This is a genomic window from Thiothrix lacustris DSM 21227, from assembly GCF_000621325.1.
In the GTDB taxonomy this organism is placed as follows: domain Bacteria; phylum Pseudomonadota; class Gammaproteobacteria; order Thiotrichales; family Thiotrichaceae; genus Thiothrix; species Thiothrix lacustris.
This window is the reverse complement of the sequence record NZ_JHYQ01000002.1, coordinates 97104-114536: the sequence shown is the minus strand read 5'-3', so window position 1 is coordinate 114536 and position 17433 is coordinate 97104. Positions and strand designations below refer to the sequence as shown.

17 protein-coding genes are annotated in these 17433 nt (G+C 51.9%); 12 read left to right on the top strand and 5 right to left on the bottom strand.

The genetic code is table 11. The features are described from left to right. From Q394_RS0102005 to Q394_RS0101985, 5 genes are all read right to left on the bottom strand, one after another. Complete coding sequence (locus tag Q394_RS0102005) at positions 1-1536, bottom strand: monovalent cation/H+ antiporter subunit D (protein ID WP_028487804.1); 1536 nt, start codon at positions 1534-1536, stop codon at positions 1-3. Beyond that, positions 1533-1862 carry a Na+/H+ antiporter subunit C gene (locus tag Q394_RS0102000; RefSeq protein ID WP_028487803.1) on the bottom strand — a complete coding sequence of 110 codons (330 nt, stop codon included), beginning with the start codon at positions 1860-1862 and terminating at the stop codon, positions 1533-1535. The genes Q394_RS0102005 and Q394_RS0102000 overlap by 4 nt, the downstream gene beginning before the upstream one ends. Next, positions 1862-4681, bottom strand: coding sequence for a monovalent cation/H+ antiporter subunit A (locus tag Q394_RS0101995; protein WP_028487802.1), 2820 nt, complete (start codon positions 4679-4681; stop codon positions 1862-1864). Before Q394_RS0101995 ends, Q394_RS0102000 begins: the two co-directional genes overlap by 1 nt. 106 nt (positions 4682-4787) lie before the next feature. Beyond that, positions 4788-5927: a cell division protein ZapE gene (zapE, locus tag Q394_RS0101990; RefSeq protein ID WP_028487801.1), complete on the bottom strand. Its 1140-nt coding sequence runs from the start codon at positions 5925-5927 to the stop codon at positions 4788-4790. Beyond that, positions 5924-8761, bottom strand: a complete 2838-nt coding sequence (locus tag Q394_RS0101985) for a 2-oxoglutarate dehydrogenase E1 component (protein WP_028487800.1) — start codon at positions 8759-8761, stop codon at positions 5924-5926. Before Q394_RS0101985 ends, zapE begins: the two co-directional genes overlap by 4 nt. Before the next feature lie 262 nt (positions 8762-9023). Here Q394_RS0101985 and Q394_RS0101980 point away from each other — a divergent pair, with 262 nt between their 5' ends. The 12 genes from Q394_RS0101980 (at position 9024) to Q394_RS21195 (ending at position 17431) form a co-directional block, all read left to right on the top strand. Then, a complete protein-coding gene (locus tag Q394_RS0101980) occupies positions 9024-9713 on the top strand; it encodes a GntR family transcriptional regulator (RefSeq protein WP_028487799.1) in 690 nt (229 codons plus the stop codon). A 34-nt stretch (positions 9714-9747) separates the two neighbouring features. Further along, complete coding sequence (gene sdhC, locus Q394_RS0101975) at positions 9748-10125, top strand: succinate dehydrogenase, cytochrome b556 subunit (protein WP_028487798.1); 378 nt, start codon at positions 9748-9750, stop codon at positions 10123-10125. A 23-nt stretch (positions 10126-10148) separates the two neighbouring features. Then, positions 10149-10529: a succinate dehydrogenase, hydrophobic membrane anchor protein gene (gene sdhD / locus Q394_RS0101970; protein ID WP_028487797.1), complete on the top strand. Its 381-nt coding sequence runs from the start codon at positions 10149-10151 to the stop codon at positions 10527-10529. A 23-nt stretch (positions 10530-10552) separates the two neighbouring features. Then, positions 10553-12340: a succinate dehydrogenase flavoprotein subunit gene (sdhA, locus tag Q394_RS0101965; RefSeq protein ID WP_028487796.1), complete on the top strand. Its 1788-nt coding sequence runs from the start codon at positions 10553-10555 to the stop codon at positions 12338-12340. A gap of 13 nt (positions 12341-12353) precedes the next feature. Then, the gene (locus Q394_RS0101960; protein ID WP_028487795.1) at positions 12354-13133 is read left to right on the top strand and encodes a succinate dehydrogenase iron-sulfur subunit; all 780 of its coding nucleotides are present in this window, start codon (positions 12354-12356) and stop codon (positions 13131-13133) included. Between the two features lies 1 nt (position 13134). After that, on the top strand, positions 13135-13374 hold the full coding sequence (locus Q394_RS0101955) for a succinate dehydrogenase assembly factor 2 (RefSeq protein WP_028487794.1): 240 nt from the start codon (positions 13135-13137) through the stop codon (positions 13372-13374). Then, entirely contained in the window at positions 13367-13639 is a 273-nt protein-coding gene (locus Q394_RS0101950) for a succinate dehydrogenase assembly factor 2 (protein ID WP_028487793.1), read from the top strand. Before Q394_RS0101955 ends, Q394_RS0101950 begins: the two co-directional genes overlap by 8 nt. A 3-nt stretch (positions 13640-13642) precedes the next feature. Next, a complete protein-coding gene (locus Q394_RS0101945) occupies positions 13643-14065 on the top strand; it encodes a rhodanese-like domain-containing protein (RefSeq protein WP_028487792.1) in 423 nt (140 codons plus the stop codon). A gap of 163 nt (positions 14066-14228) precedes the next feature. Then, positions 14229-15287: an OmpA family protein gene (locus Q394_RS21205; protein WP_028487791.1), complete on the top strand. Its 1059-nt coding sequence runs from the start codon at positions 14229-14231 to the stop codon at positions 15285-15287. 20 nt (positions 15288-15307) lie between these two features. Further along, positions 15308-15442, top strand: a complete 135-nt coding sequence (locus tag Q394_RS22965) for a hypothetical protein (RefSeq protein WP_281169626.1) — start codon at positions 15308-15310, stop codon at positions 15440-15442. Between the two features lie 3 nt (positions 15443-15445). Further along, positions 15446-16078 carry a hypothetical protein gene (locus Q394_RS21200; RefSeq protein WP_051542621.1) on the top strand — a complete coding sequence of 211 codons (633 nt, stop codon included), beginning with the start codon at positions 15446-15448 and terminating at the stop codon, positions 16076-16078. 84 nt (positions 16079-16162) lie between these two features. After that, positions 16163-17431, top strand: a complete 1269-nt coding sequence (locus Q394_RS21195) for a hypothetical protein (protein ID WP_028487790.1) — start codon at positions 16163-16165, stop codon at positions 17429-17431. Positions 17432-17433 lie beyond the last annotated feature (2 nt).

Below are 17433 nucleotides of genomic sequence, written 5' to 3'. Positions count from 1 at the left end.
TCATTTACCTCCCACTACTGGGGCAAACACCGCCGCTTGGTAGCCGGAAACATCCAGCACTTGCGCCGCCACCCGTTCCATGACCGCACTGACCGGGTTTGCCAACACCACCAGCAAGGGCACGGCTGCCAGCAACCACAACACCGCCACCATGCCCAGCCCAAAGGCCGGAATCGTCTCCGTTATCACCGGGTCAGCCTCATCTGGCTTAGCCTTGACCTTGTAAAACAACACCGAACCACTCCGCGCCAAAGCAACCAGCAACAGCATACTGCCCAGCAACACCGTTGCCAGCACGACCCAATGCCACGGATGCGCCAAAGCAGCCTGCAAAATCCACACCTTACCAAAGAAGCCGGATAACGGCGGCAAACCCACCGCTGCCATTGCCGCCAACAAAAACACCCCACCCAAGAGCTGGTAATGCGGCATCTGCATTCCGGGGTCAAAGCGGTCGGCATAATCGCCACGCCCGCGCACGATCAAATCAGCCAACAGGAACATGCCCCCCGCCAGCAAGGTAGAATGCACCAAGTAATACAACCCCGCAGCCAGTGCCGCCTGCGACTGCAAACCCACCGCAATCAGCAAGGTCGCCACCGACGCCAACACCAGATAGGCCACCTGAGTCCGCAATTGGAAAGCCGCCATCACGCCCAATGATGCCAGCAACAGCGTCACCAGACCCAGCCCCAGCAACCACGGCGCATAGAAATACGCCAGATTACCCGCCTCCGCTCCAAACACCGTGCCATGCACACGGATAATCGCGTACACCCCAACCTTGGTCATCACCGCAAACAACGCCGCCACCGGTGCTGAAGTATTTGCATACGCCGCTGGCAACCACAAATACAGCGGGAACAGCGCCGCCTTCAGCCCGAACACCACCAACAACAGCAAGCCCGCCGCCATCACCAAGCCTTCACGTTCTGCTGGTAATGCCGCCACTTTGACCGCCATATCCGCGATATTCAGCGTCCCCAGCGCCCCGTACAATGCCCCCAACGCAAACAGGAACACCGTCGAACCCACCAGATTCACCACCACGTAATGCAGCCCCGCCACCGTGCGTTTTGCCCCACCGCCATGCAACAACAGGCTATAGGACGCCAGCAACAACACCTCAAAAAATACGAACAGGTTAAACGCATCCCCGGTCAGAAATGCCCCGTTCAAGCCGAACAATTGCATCTGGAACAACACATGAAAATGACGACCTTGCGCGTCAGTTTCCGTAACAATCGCATACCACAGCGCCCCGACTGCCAACACTGCCGTCACCAGCAACATCAACGCAGCGAGCTGGTCGAATACCAGCACTATCCCGAAAGGTGCAGACCAATTCCCCAGTGCATACACCTGCCGTTGCCCCGACAATGATGCATCAAACAGCAACACCGCCAGCATCAGCAAGGCAAACCCCGCGCCAAAACTCACCATGCGCTGCATTTTCACCCCCAGCGGGCGCAGCAACAACAATACGATCCCCGCCAGCAATGGCAACAAGATCGGCAAAATGGGTAAATGCATCATGAATCCACCTCGCCATCCACATGGTCACTGCCGGTTTCCCCGCGTGCTTTCAGCGCCAGTACAATCGCAAACGCCGTCATCCCAAACGCAATCACAATCGCGGTCAGCACCAAGGCTTGCGGCAACGGGTCAGCGTAAACCGTTGCATCCGGGCGGATCACCGCAGGCACACCAATCGCCAAACGCCCCATCGCAAACAAAAACAGGTTAGTCGCATACGACAACAAGGTCAGCCCCATCACCACCGGAAACGTACTGGCACGTAACACCAGATACACCCCGCAAGCCACCAAAACCCCGATACTCAAGGCAATCAACAATTCCATCATGCACCTTCCTTCGGGATTGACGCACCCACACGGCTCAACTTGCCCAGTTCCACCAGAATCATCACGGTTGCCCCAACGACCACCAGAAACACCCCGGTATCAAAGAACATCGCACTCGCCAGCTCAAAATCACCCACCAGCGGCCAATGCACATGCGTAAAGGCCGATGTTAAAAACGGATAACCCAGCGCCATTGCCACCAAGCCGGTTCCTGCTGCCACCAGCAAACCGCCTGCCAACCACTGATGCATATCGAAACGCAAGCGTTGCGCCGTCCAAGCAATGCCGTTCGCCAGATTTTGCAACACAATCGCCAACGCCGCGATCAACCCGGCAATAAAGCCCCCGCCCGGCAAGTTATGCCCGCGCAAGAACACATACACCGCCACCATCAACATCAACGGGAATAAAATACGACTAAACATCTGCAAAATGAACGGATTAGCCTCAGCAGACCATGCCCGCCCACCGCTATCTTCTGTGGGCACATACAGTTTGATCTGTTGCAATAAGGCAAAAATCCCCAGCCCTGCCAAAGCCAACACCGCGATTTCACCCAAGGTATCAAAGCCCCGGAAGTCCACCAGAATCACGTTCACCACATTCTTGCCGCCACCGCCCGGCACGCTATTGGCGAGGAAATAATCTGCTAGCGGTGTTGCGGTGTCGCGCGTCATTACCGCCAACGCCAGCAGCGCAGCGCCCAGCCCCAACGCCCCCGCCAGCAAGCCATCGCGCCACTTGCGCCATACCGAGCTAATCCTGGGGGTGTATTGCGGCAAAAAATACAGCGCCAGCATCAGCAATACCACCGTAACGATTTCCACCGATAATTGCGTCAAGGCCAAATCCGGCGCGGAAAATTTCACAAAAGCCAACGACACCACTAAACCCACCGCCCCCAGTACCACCAGCGCAACCAAACGTTCGCGATGCAATACCACGCTCAACAGGCTTGCCAGTATCAGGGTCGACCCCACGGCGAGGCTTACCCCATCCAGCGGCAACAATTCGCGCCCACCCAACAAAGGTGCGGTGCTAGACAAGAAACCCGCCAAGCCCGCCAGCAAGGTAAATCCCAATACCCAGAACAGCACATCCTGCAAACTTCCCCGGTCAAACCACTGGGTCACAAAACGGGCGAAGGCTTGCAGATTTTCCAGCATCCAATCATACACATGCCGCAACTGCTGACCTTTCACCCGCTCTTCATACAAAGTAAACAACGGCTGACGTACCACATACACCGCCACGCCACCCAATAAAGCGATGACACTCATCAATAACGGCACATTCAGCCCATGCCAAACAGCCAAACTGTATTCAGGAGGCGGTGCTTGCAACGTTCCTTGCACCGCAACGGCCAACAACGGCGCGACCGTGAACATTGGCAACATCCCCACCGCCAAGCACAACACCACCAATACATCGACCGGAATACGCATAAAACGCGGCGGCTCGTGTGGTGTTTTCGGCAAATTGATCGGCTCACCGTTGAAAAACACGTCATGGATGAAACGCAGCGAATACGCTACCGAAAACACCCCAGCCAATGTCGCCAATGCCGGAATCACCCACGCCCACATAGACGTATTCGATGCCACTACGGCTTGATCAAAAAACATTTCCTTACTCAGGAAACCGTTCAACAGAGGCACACCCGCCATCGCCGCCGATGCAATCATCGCCAGCACCGCCGTATGCGGCATGTATTTGAGCAAGCCATTGATACGCCGCATATCCCGCGAGCCGGTTTCATGGTCAATAATCCCCGCCACCATGAACAGTGACGCCTTGAACGTCGCGTGGTTAATGATATGGAAGAGCGCCGCCACCGCTGCCAACTCCGTCCCCAAGCCAAACAGCAAGGTAATCAAACCCAGATGGCTGATGGTGGAATACGCCAGCAAACCCTTCAAATCGTGCTGGAACAACGCTGTATACGCCCCGATCAGCAAGGTCAACATCCCCACCGAACCGATCAGCCAAGACCATTCCGGCGTACCCGACAACACCGGGAAAAACCGCGCCAACAGAAAAATCCCCGCCTTCACCATCGTGGCAGAGTGTAAATAAGCAGAAACAGGAGTGGGTGCTGCCATCGCATTTGGCAGCCAGAAATGGAAGGGAAATTGTGCCGATTTAGTAAAGACCCCCAGCGCAATCAGCACCAGCGCCGGCAAATACCAAGAATGTGCGCGGATTTGATCCCCCGCCAGCAGCACATCAGACAGGTTATAACTACCCGCCATTTGCCCCAGCAACAAAATACCCGCCAGTAAGGCCAGACCGCCGCCACCCGTTACCGCCAGCGCCATCCGCGCCCCTTGCCGCGCATCCGAGCGATGCGTCCAATAGCTGATCAACAGGAAAGAACTCAGGGAAGTCATTTCCCAGAACACCATCAATTGCAGCAGGTTTTCAGAGAGCACCACGCCCAGCATCGACCCCATGAACAGCAACAGATAGGCGAAAAAGCGCCCCATCGAATCTTTCGAGGAAAGGTAATAACGAGCGTAGAGAATAACCAACAGACCAATGACCAGAATCATCAGCGCGAATAAAGCACCCAAACCATCCAGCCGGAAAGCCAGGTCCAACCCCATCGCTGGTAGCCACGCCCATGATTGAATAAGGGTCTCACCCGCAAAAACCGCCAGCAGAGAAGGCAACAGCGCCAACAACGCCAGTAGCGTCACCAACCCGGCGAGCCATGCGGAAGCCACCCGGTGAAAATGTGCTGCCCATACTGTCAATCCCGCACCCATCAAAGGCAACAGCACTGCCAACGGCAGGTTTATGCTTGAAAAATCCATGCAACACCATCGCAACAAGACCGGCTAGTTTCCGGCAAATGTCGCCATTCTAACTCAACTCGACGATGGAATACGGATTTACGTCATACAAAATCGGGTTAATTGCCTAACCCGCAGCGCCCAGCCTCACCTTCTGGTAATCATCACCCTGCATCTCATTCAGCCGACTCAGCGCCCGCTGGAACTCAAAGCGCAACTTGTGCCCCTGATACAGGTTTTCCAGTGAAATCGTGGTAGAGAAAATAAACTGCACATTGCGGTCGTACAGCTCATCAATCAGATTGAGAAAACGCCGTGCTGCCGATTCATTATCCTCAGTCAGCACATGCAAACCCGACAACACAATGTAATCAAAGCGTTCCGCCAGCTCGATGTAATCGCGGGTAGAACGGGCGGTTTCACACAAAGTCTGGAAATCAAACCACACAATGTTTTCAGACACGCGATGAGTAGGCAGGGTACGCCCCTGCACCTCAATGTCTTGCCCGATTTCGATAGCGCCTGTCGCCAATTCAGCGAAACACTTTTCCAATTCGTGTTCCACCAGCACGGCGTCATCGTCTTCGAGAAAACTGTCGTGACTAGCCTGCTTCAACATGCGGTAGTCGATATTGTTGTCCAGCTCCACCACATGGGTGTGCTTTTTCAACAAGGCAATGGCAGGCAGGAAGCGTTCGCGCTGCAAGCCATTCAAATACAAATCATCAGGTGGACGATTGGAAGTCGTCACAATGGTAATACCGTGCTTGCACATTGCATCCAGCAAGCCGTGCAGCAGCATCGCATCGACAATATCCATGACGTGGAATTCGTCGATACACAGTAAACGCACATCCTTTGCCAATTCCACAGCCACCGCTTCCAACGGATTACGGTGGCGTGACAATTTTTTCAGCTCTTCGTGAATAAAGAACATGAAGTGGTGGTAATGCATCCGACGTTTTTCCACCAGCGGAATGCGGGCGTAAAACATATCCATCAACCAAGTCTTACCGCGCCCGACGCCACCCCACAGGTAAGCGCCGCGCACTGGATCAATCGAAACGTCATGCCGCTGCTTGGAAAAAACCGCTAAAAAACCGCGTGAGCGCGCAACAGGCGCTTTTTCACATGGTTTAAGCAGTCCGTTCCAGACTTCCTGCAATACCTGAATACCTTCCAGTTGGGCTGGATCTTTTTGGATCGCACCCTCCTTAATGGCATCGTGATAATGCTTCAGTAATGGCATAACGTTTCCTTCTTTCATGGATAAACAATTCCTAATGCATTATCCACTAATTCTTGCTGCTGTGCAGCATGAACTTTAGCGCTCCCTACCGCTGGTGAAGCAGACGCTGGGCGACTGGATACATCCAAACGTGCCAAACCACCCAATACGAGACGCAAGGATGGCTGAATGCTTAACCATGCGCCCTGATTCAATGGCTCTTCCTGACACCAGACATTTACCGCGATATTCGGGTAACGGTCGAGAATCGCGTTCATGTCCGCTTCGGGGAAGGGGTACAACTGTTCGATACGCACAATCGCCACATCCTCAAGGCCAGCATTGCGACGCTTTTCCAGCAAATCGTAATAAACCTTACCACTGCACATCACCAGACGTGTTACCGCCAAGGGGTCAAGCGCGTCAATTTCGTCGATAACATTCTGGAAACCGCGTTCGGTAAGGTCTTCCATGCTGTTCACCGCCAAGGGGTGGCGCAACAGGCTTTTCGGTGTCATCACGATCAATGGGGTGCGGTAATCACGCACCATCTGACGACGCAGCATGTGGAACGCCTGCGCTGGCGTACTAGGCACACACACCTGCATGTTATCTTGAGCACACAGCTGTAAGTAACGTTCCAAACGCGCGGAGGAGTGCTCTGGCCCCTGACCTTCATAACCGTGTGGCAGCAACATGACCAAGCCGCACAACAAGCCCCATTTCTGTTCGCCGGAGCTGATGAACTGGTCGATTACCACTTGCGCACAGTTGGCGAAGTCACCGAATTGCGCTTCCCAAATGGTCATCATATTGGCTTCGGTGGTGGCATAACCGTATTCAAATGCCAGTACAGCCTCTTCTGACAGCAGCGAGTCAATCACCACAAACGGCAGTTGCGCTGGGGAAAGGTGCTGCAAAGGCACGTAAGTTTCGCCAGTTTCCTGCTCATGGAATACCGCGTGGCGATGGAAGAACGTACCACGCCCACAGTCTTCCCCCGACAAACGGATGGGGTAGCCTTCCTTGATCAGGGTTGCATACGCCAGGTTTTCGCAGAAACCCCAGTCCATCGCTTGTTCGCCTGCCGCCATTTTTTTACGGTCAGCGACGATACGTGCCACGCGGGAGTTGAGTTTGAAACCTTCTGGCACGACGGTCAGCTTTTCGCCAAGTTCGCGCACGGTGGCTGCATCAACTGTTGTATCCGCAGACATATCCCACGTGCCACCGACAAAGCGTTTCCACTTGACCGGATGTGGGTTTTCAACCTGGCCTTTTTCCAGCAAATTCGGCACGGTGGGTGCGCCTTGAGTGAGCTGCTGGCGGCAACGTTGCACACGTTCCTGTGATTCTTCAGCAGTGAGAGCACCCTCAGCAATCAATTGCTGAGCGTAGTTTTCACGGGTGGTTGGCATTGAACGGATTTTGCGGTACATCACTGGCTGGGTAGCCGATGGCTCATCCGCTTCGTTGTGACCGTGGCGGCGGTAGCACACCATATCAATGACCACATCCTTGTCGAACTTAGCGCGGTAATCGAAGGCTAGTTTTGTCACCATCACTACGGCTTCGGGGTCATCACCATTGACGTGGAAAACCGGGGAGTCAACCATCTTGGCGATGTCGGTACAGTAGAAGGTGGAACGTGCATCGGAGGCTGCACTGGTCGTAAAACCTACCTGATTATTGATGACGATGTGAATCGTGCCATAGGTGCGGTAGCCACGAGTTTCTACCATTTGCAACATTTCCATGTTGACACCTTGCCCGGCAAAAGCCGCGTCACCATGCAACACGACTGGGATGATTTTATCACCACCCGCATCTTCCCAACGGTCTTGGCGGGCGCGTACTGCACCTTGCACGACTGGGCCGACGATTTCCAGATGCGAAGGGTTGAAAGCCATCGCCACGTGCACAGCACCACCCGGCGTCATCATGTCGGAAGCGTAACCCATGTGATACTTCACATCACCGGTGCGCCCGGTGTAGGAGTATTTACCTTCAAACTCACCAAACAACATGCCCGGCGCTTTGCCCAACACATTAACCAGTACATTCAAACGTCCACGGTGCGCCATACCGATGACCATTTCCTGTGCTCCCAGCGAGCCACCGTGTTGGATCAGGGTATGCAGCATGGGGATCAGGCTTTCGCCGCCTTCCAGCGAGAAACGTTTTTGACCAACATAGTTGGTATGTAAATAACGTTCCAAACCTTCCGCAACGGTGAGGCGATCAAGAATACTGAGCTTTTCGTCTTGGGTGTATGCAGCGCTGGAACGCATGGTTTCCACGCGCTGTTGAATCCAGCGTTTTTGCTCGGTGTCGGTAATGTGCATGTATTGCACGCCAACATGCCCACAATATGTCTGCTCAAGTTGCGCCAAAATGTTGCGCAATGTCATCTGATCTGAACCAAACAGGGAGCCGGTATTGAAAGCAGTATCTAGGTCAGTTTCGCTCAATGAGTGATACGCCAACGTCAGCTCTTTAACGAATGCGGGGGGCGTCTCATCCAGCGGATTGGTTTTAGCGTGGAAGTGACCAAGGAAGCGGTAAGCATTGATCAGCTGCAATACCTTAACTTGCTTGCGCTCATGCTCCACATCAACACTACTAGCCGGAGTGGCATAGGCTTGCGGCTTTGCTGCATAAGCACGGAAATAGTCTTTCACCAATGAGTGACGAGTATCACGATCGTGTCCATTAACCTGCGGCAATGCATCAAAATAGTGCTGCCAACTGGTGGGAATGGATGCTGGCTCTTGCAAATAGCGCTCGTACATCTCCTCGAGGTACAACACGCTGTTACCGTCCAATTGTGTATCCACATTTGAGGCCATAGCCTGCCCTTCTCCTTTGTTCATGCGATAAACCTACATTGATGGTAAATATCAAACATTCATGACTTGACGCACCGCAACAAAGTAGTGCATTGTCGACACATTGGTGTCGCAAGTGGTCTTGTTACCCACTATTTCAGGTCAAAAACAGTCATTTCTTGGTTATAGTGTCGACATTATAGCTTTAAAGTGTCAACAATGTCAGGATGTTTTTCTTGAAAAAGCGCTATTTCAAGGTATTATTGTCAACATAACGCATAAGATGTCGACAACCTGAGGTAGCACCATGGCCTTTCTGACAGCCTGCAAATTGCAGGATCCGGTAACGATTGCAGACAAGTTATTCATAGATCTGCGACGTGCCATTCTGGAGGGTGAAATCCCCGCCGGAAAGAAAATTAGTGAGCCAGAGCTGGCAGCAGCGTATGGCGTGAGTCGAGGCTCCCTGCGGGAGGCCATCGGCAAACTGGAAAATTGTAATTTAGTGACGCGCAAGCCCAATATTGGTGCACGCATCATTGGTTTTTCCACAGAACAACTAGTGGAAATTTACCAAATACGTGAAGCAGCGGAAGGTATGGCTGCACGACTAGCAGCGGAGAACATGACGGAAGAAGAAGTGGTGCGCCTGCGTAAAATTCTGGAGCAACACAAAGCGGAAATTGCCCAACATCAAAGCTACTCACAGCACGATGTTGATCTGGATTTTCACTTCTCCATCATTCAAGGCAGCAAGAACAAACGTCTGATTCGCATGTTATGTCAGGACTTGTATGATTTGGTACGATTTTACCGCTTCCGTATCCAGTCCGGTCTTAGCCGCAGCGAACAGGCATTTCAGGAACACAACCTCATCGTGTCCGCTATTGAACGGCGCGACGGGGAAATGGCGGAGACTTTGATGCGTCATCACATCCGTGCTTCGCGGGACTACTCCTGCAAGCTGCTGGAAGCGATGCCACATTCGGAAGGCTGACCGCCCACGACATTTCTATCAACGGGGATTATGCATGAAGACCGCGAACAAACGACCACTCTCACCCCATTTGCAGGTGTACAAACCGCAACTGACTTCGGTGCTATCAATCCTGCATCGGGTAACCGGTGCGGCACTGGCTGTTGGCACGTTGCTGGTAGTGTACTGGCTAGCTGCTATTGCTGGGGGCGAAGAATCTTTTAACACTGCCAATGCGCTCTTCGGCTCGTGGTTTGGACGGTTGATGTTGTTTGGCTGGTCATGGGCACTGTTTTATCACCTTGCCAACGGTATCCGCCATCTGGTCTGGGATGCTGGATTTGGCTTTGAACTACCCACGGTTTACCTTGGCGGTAAGATTACCGTTGCGGCATCCTTTGTACTCACTATCCTGCTTTGGCTTGTTGCCTGAACCCTGTTGAGGAATTGCTACACATGAGTTTATTAACACCTTTCAAACGCGCCAGCGGTCTGGGCACAACCAGTGACGGGGTAAAACATTGGTGGATGCAACGGGTAACTGCCGTCGCGTTGGTTCCCCTGACCCTTTGGGTTGTGTTTGCCGTTGCCGCACATTCTGGCGATGATTACGCCACTGTCGCCGCATGGTTCGCCCAGCCGTTCACCACGACCATGTTGACCTTGTTCGTGTTTACCACATTCCTGCACGCTATTCAGGGATTGACGGTCATCATTGAAGATTACATCCATCATGAAGGCTACAAAGTTATTGCCCTGATGGGGATGAAATTAGTGCTGGTATTGCTGGGAACCAGCAGTGTTTTAAGTATTTTACGTGTCGCTTTCGCAGGCTGATGACAGAAGAGGTTGATTACACAATGACTGAGTACAAAATTGAACATCACACCTACGATGTCGTGGTCGTGGGTGCAGGTGGTGCGGGCTTGCGTGCCACCTTCGGAATGGCGGTGAAAGGCTTATCAACAGCCTGTATCACCAAGGTATTCCCAACACGTAGCCATACCGTTGCAGCACAAGGCGGCATGTCCGCCGCGCTCGGCAATATGGGGCCGGATAAATGGCAATGGCATATGTACGATACCGTAAAAGGGTCGGACTGGCTGGGCGACCAAGATGCCATCGAATACATGTGCCGCGAAGCGATTCCGGCGGTCATCGAACTGGAACATCAGGGCGTGCCGTTTTCGCGTACTGAGGAAGGCCGTATTTACCAACGTCCGTTCGGCGGCATGACCACTGAATTCGGCAAGGGTATTGCTCACCGCACTTGCGCGGCGGCTGACCGTACCGGGCACGCGATTTTGCACACCCTGTACCAGCAATCGCTGCGTCACGATGCGGTATTCTTCATCGAGCATTTCGCGACCGACCTGATCATGGATGAGGAAGGCGTCTGCCGTGGTGTACTGGCGTGGGATCTGGCGAATGGCATCCTGCGTATCTTCCGTGCGCAAAAAGTCGTACTGGCAACTGGCGGTTACGGTCGTGCCTACTTCTCTGCCACCTCAGCACATACCTGTACCGGCGACGGTAACGGCATGGTAGCCCGCGCTGGCCTGCCGTTGCAGGACATGGAATTCACCCAGTTCCACCCAACCGGTATCTACGGCTCCGGTTGTTTGATCACCGAAGGCGTGCGTGGCGAAGGTGGCTACCTGACCAATTCACAAGGCGAGCGTTTCATGGAACGTTACGCACCAAATGCCAAAGACCTTGCCTCACGTGACGTAGTAAGCCGCGCCATGACCATCGAAATCAACGAAGGCCGAGGCGTAGGTAAAGATAACGACCACATCCACTTGCATCTGGAGCATCTGGGGCCGGAAGTTATCCACGAGCGCCTGCCGGGTATCGCCGAAAGTGCACGTATCTTTGCTGGCGTCGATGTCACCAAAGAACCGATCCCAGTATTGCCGACGGTGCATTACAATATGGGCGGCATCCCCACCAATTATCACGGCGAAGTCGTGACCCTGAAGGATGGTGAACCGGATACCGTGGTTCCCGGCCTGATGGCAATTGGTGAATGTGCTTGCGTATCGGTTCATGGCGCGAACCGTCTGGGTTCCAACTCCTTGCTGGACATCGTGGTCTTCGGGCGTGCAGCAGCCAACCGTTGCGCTGAAACCCTGACCGCTGGTGCAACTCAGCAAGAATTGCCTGAATCTGGCGTACAAAAAGCCCTCGACCGCTTCAAGCGCATCCACACTGCTGACGGCAGCAAATCCACCGCCGACATCCGCGATGCCATGCAGCGCACCATGCAGAAACACGCAGCGGTCTTCCGTACCGGCGAGTCCATGCAAGAAGGTGTAGCAAAAATGAATGAGATCTACGCTAGCTTCAACGATGTTGCGGTGAAAGATCGCAGCTTGGTGTGGAATTCTGACCTGATGGAAACCTTCGAGCTTGCCAACCTGCTGGATTGCGCTCAGAGTTCCATCAATTGCGCCCTCAACCGTGAAGAAAGCCGTGGTGCTCATGCCCGCGAAGATTTCCCGGATCGTGATGATGCAGGCTGGATGAAGCACTCCATCTCTTGGGTGGATGAGGCTGGCAAAGTATCCATCGACTATCGCCCCGTCCACACGTACACGTTGACGGATGAAATCGAATACATCGCACCGAAGAAACGGGTTTACTAAGGGGAGCATCGTCATGGCTGAATTTACATTACCTGCCAACTCGGTCGTCAAGACTGGCAAAACGTGGCCTGCGCCTACTGGTGCAAGCCGCGTAAAAAACTTCCGCATCTACCGTTATGACCCGGATAGCGGCGAAAACCCGCGCTGGGACACTTACCAGATCGACCTCGACCAATGTGGGCCGATGGTGCTGGATGTGCTGTTGAAGATCAAAAACGAGATTGACCCGTCATTGACCTTCCGCCGCTCTTGCCGCGAAGGGATTTGCGGTTCATGCTCAATGAACATTGGCGGCACTAACACACTGGCGTGCATCAAAGCGATTGATGCTTTCGACGGCGATGTCACCATTAGCCCACTGCCGCACATGGAAGTGGTGAAAGATCTGGTGCCTGACCTGACGCATTTCTATGCGCAATACGCATCGATCAAACCTTGGATTCAGACACAAACACCAGCGCCACCTGATCGTGAACGTCTACAATCACCAGAAGACCGCAAGAAACTGGATGGACATTACGAGTGCATCCTGTGTGCTTGCTGCTCTACTTCTTGCCCAAGCTACTGGTGGAACAGTGACCGTTATCTGGGGCCTGCCGTGCTGTTACAGGCTAACCGCTGGGTTGTTGATAGCCGTGATGAAGCGACTGGTGAACGCCTCGACAATCTGGAAGACCCGTTCCGTTTGTATCGTTGCCACACCATCATGAACTGCACCAATACCTGTCCGAAGGGTTTAAACCCAGCCAAGGCCATTGCAGAACTCAAGAAAAAGATGATCGAACGTAGATGATATGAGTGAACTTTCCCGACTGAAAATGCGCTCTAGGCGCGGTCTGAAGGAATTGGATGTGGTGTTCCAGCATTATCTGGAACACCACTACCCAAACGCTAGCCCCTCAGACATCCAGCAACTTGACGAGTTACTGGATATGCAAGACCCTATACTGCTCGGTATGTTACTTGACATGGATCCTATTCCTGAAAGGTATACTCAATTGATCGCAATACTGAGACAATCACATCATGATTGACCCCCATCAGGCGGAACGAATGGTACGCCTGAGATGGGCATGTAGACGTACTTTACAAGTATTAGACCGACCCCTCGGTACTTTTTTAGAAGAGTGCTTCCAAACGCTAGATATGGGTGAACAATTCGCGTTTGAACGTTTATTAAAAGCTAAGGATCAGGAAGTTCTTGACTGGTTAATTGGCAATCGTCAGCCCAGAGACACTGGCATTTACGCTATCATTGAGAAAATACGCCAACACAACGATCTGACTGTCGGAGAGTAACTCATGCCTGATCTACACGACTTATCCCCTCTCGCTGCTTATGCACGCTTAGAAACAACCCCGTATAGCGTACTGATTGATATCCGCTCCGCTATGGAATACCTGTTTGTTGGACATCCTGTCGGTTCTGTCCATATTCCGTGGATTGATGAGCCAGATTGGGAAGAAAATCCTAATTTCGCCAAGGATGTGCAACATTTACTCCAAAGCCGCTTCAAAGAAATCACCCCTCAACAAGATGCTTCAGTTATCCTAATTTGCCGCAGTGGCAAACGCTCACAAGAAGCCGCAACAGCCTTACTGGCGGCAGGTTTCCAACATGTCATGCATGTCGATGAAGGTTTTGAAGGCGAACGGGATGACAATCATCACCGAGGCACGTTAGGCGGATGGCGTTTTCATGGCTTACCGTGGGAACAATGTTAATAAACCTTAGATAAAGGTTTATTTCATCGATAATCGACTTAATATCACCCATTCTATTTTCAGTCAGTTTATTATCAAGTTGTAATTCACAGTGTTGCATACTATAAAAAGTGTGTCCTGTGACGTAATCTGATAATGACTCAAGAAAAGGAGCTTCGACCGCATGAAAGCAAAATCATTAATCGTGCTATTATTAGCCGGTATTTGGGGGGTAGGTAGTTGGTGGTGGTATACCTGTAAAGTCAAGGGCTTTTGCGGCACGGACAACACAACAAGCGCACAAATCGCAGAGGGTACTCCTGTGACAGGTGCTGACATAAACACTAGCGCTAATCCGATTGATACGGATGGTGATGGTATACCTGATACCAAAGAAGCCATGCTGGGTCTTGATCCTACTAAAGAAGACAGCGATGGTGACGGCATCTCCGATTTCATTGAGCTAGCACGTGACCCTCAGGATACGGATGGTGATGGCAAAATTGACGCTATTGATGACGATGATGATAATGATGGCATCCTAACCTCGGCTGAAAATCCTGATCCGAATGGTGATGGCAATGTCGATGACGCATTAGACAGTAACAACAACCAACTGGCTGACTACTTAGACCCCAGCACTACACCATCTACTACTGATACGGCAGACGCCGATAAAGCCAAAGCCGAAGCTGAAAAAGCAGACGCCGATAAGGCAAAAGTTGAAGCTGAAGCTGAAAAAGCAGATGCCGATAAAGCTAAAGCCGAAGCTGAAAAAGCAGACGCCGATAAAGCTAAAGCTGAAGCTGAAAAAGCAGATGCCGATAAAGCTAAAGCCGAAGCTGAAAAAGCAGACGCCGATAAAGTCACGCTTGAAACAGACAATGCCACTCAAGGCAGTGATATTGGCCCTGCGACACTAACCTTCCCAACAGGCTCAGCTAATCCTAAACTCGCGGCAACAACCCAAGCCTATTTTGATAAACTCGCTGCCTTCTTGAAAGATAACAGCTCTGCTAAAGTCACAATTGTAGGACATACTGACAGTCAAGGGGATGCAGCTAAAAATAAAGTACTTGGCTTGCAACGCGCTGAAATGCTCCAGAAAATATTGATTGATATTGGTGCGCCTAAAAATCGTGTAACAGCGTCTTCTCAGGGGGCAGACAAACCCATTGCAGACAACAAGACCGAGGAAGGACGCAAAAAGAACCGTCGCGTTGAAATCACCCCTATAAAATAAACCACATTGGAGTTGTCACCATGTTTACAGACATTACAAGCCGTCACCCTGACATGACCAGCGCCAGTCTGGACGTCATTATCATGCTAGCAGGCGCTTTCCTGCTGGGCTTTCTACTCTGCTATTTTCGCAGCCGTTCAAGTCAAGGGGAGTAAGTCATGAAGCAAACAAATGCTGACTACACCTTTGGCATTGCCAGCATGGAAATAGTCCTACTGTTACTGGGTGCCTTTTTACTGGGTATGTTGTTGTGCTCACTGCTGCGCAAAATGGGCATTTGCTGCACAACACGTAACAGCAATACTCAGCAAGCGCCGATACCCTTGAGCACAGCAACAGCAACCTTAACCAATACACAAGAAGGTGGGCGCATCCCCCGCGAGTTTCCTAGCAGTCAACTCAAAAGCGGAGGTTATACCGCAGACATTAATAGTCTGCTGCGTGCTCGTGACCCTGCTCCCTCCTCAATACCTAATGCCACCGACTCATCAGCAGCGCTAGCAACGGGTATGTTTACGAACCATGATGATGTCATCCACAAAGACGACCTAAAGAAATTAGAAGGTATCGGCCCTAAACTGGAACAAGCACTCAATGCAGCAGGTATCAAAAACTTTGCACAACTGTCGAGTATGTCACCAGAGGAAATCAGGCCAATACTCGACAATGCAGGCAATCAATTCAAGATGCACGATCCCAAAAGCTGGCCGTACCAAGCAGAGTTAGCCAATAAGGGAGAATGGGAACGCCTCAAAGAATACCAAAACTTACTGATCAACGGGCACATTTAACCCCCATTTCAAAAACCGGCAGATATAGCCGGTTTTTGCTAGCAGGACGCTAGCAAAACCATAAGCGAAGAAGGAATAACGATCATGGATACCGCGACTGCCCCCTACACCATTAGCATGGCAACAGGAGAAATCATCATCCTGTTACTGCTAACATTTTTCATGGGCATACTGCTATGCTGGTTACTACGCCAAATGGGGTGGTGCTGTCGAACTCGCAAAGTAACAACAGCCAATAAATTTCGCCATCTCAATCTGGATTTACCACAACCTATCATACCCGAAGTGTATGTGCCTAAAGTCAAAGTCCAACATAGACTGGACGCACCGAACAACCCAAATAATCACCTAAACATTGATACACCAGAGGTAACAATGCCGGACGCATCTACGCTGCCTCCTCTCGACCTATTACTGGCTAACATCGATCCACACAAACCCATTATCGACCCACCCGAGGGCGATACCCAACAGATGCTAGAAGCACCACTCCTATCAATGGAAAATCCACCCGTAGAATCGCCGTATATTTCGCCATCAAACAGCATTGAATTACCAACCATTGACCCATTGCTGGCAGCAATCGATCCACACAAACCCATCGTCGACCCTCACGATAGCGAACTGGATACAGAACTGGAAACTGAAATGGAAATACCCACCATGCCAATTGATATTGACCCACACAAACCCATTATCGACCCGCCAGATATGGAACTCCAACCAAGCGCCAGCGCAAGCAGCAACCTGTTCAACGACTGGCTGCACAAAGCCAAAGACAGCGTGGAACACCTGACCGAAAAAGCCACGCCAACCACTCACGAATGGCTAAACAAAGCCAAAGACAGCGTGGGTCATCTCACCGAAAAAGTCACCCCGACGGCCAATGAGTGGATGCATAAAGCCAAAGACAGCGTAGAACACTTGACTGAAAAAGCCACACCAGCCACCCACGAATGGCTAAACAAAGCTAAAGAAATTGGCAACGGCATCACTGCTAAAGGTAACAGCCTAAGCTCTTCTGACACCCTAAGTAAGGGCGGTGCCACCTTAGCAGCACTTGCCACTAGCGCCAAGGAACTTACTGAAAAACTCGCCAGCAACCTATCGAGCAAACAAGACGACCTACAAAAGCTGGTTGGCATTGGCCCAACATTTGCCGCGATACTGCACCGGGCAGGTATTAATACCTACACACAACTGGCTGAAACTTCTCCGCAGAAACTTCAGGCATTACTGATTGTAGAAGATGAACAATTCAGCAAGCACGACACTTCAAGCTGGCCGAGACAAGCTGCGATGGCAGCCTATGAAGAGTGGGAACAACTCAAGGCTTACCAAGACAGTCTTTAACG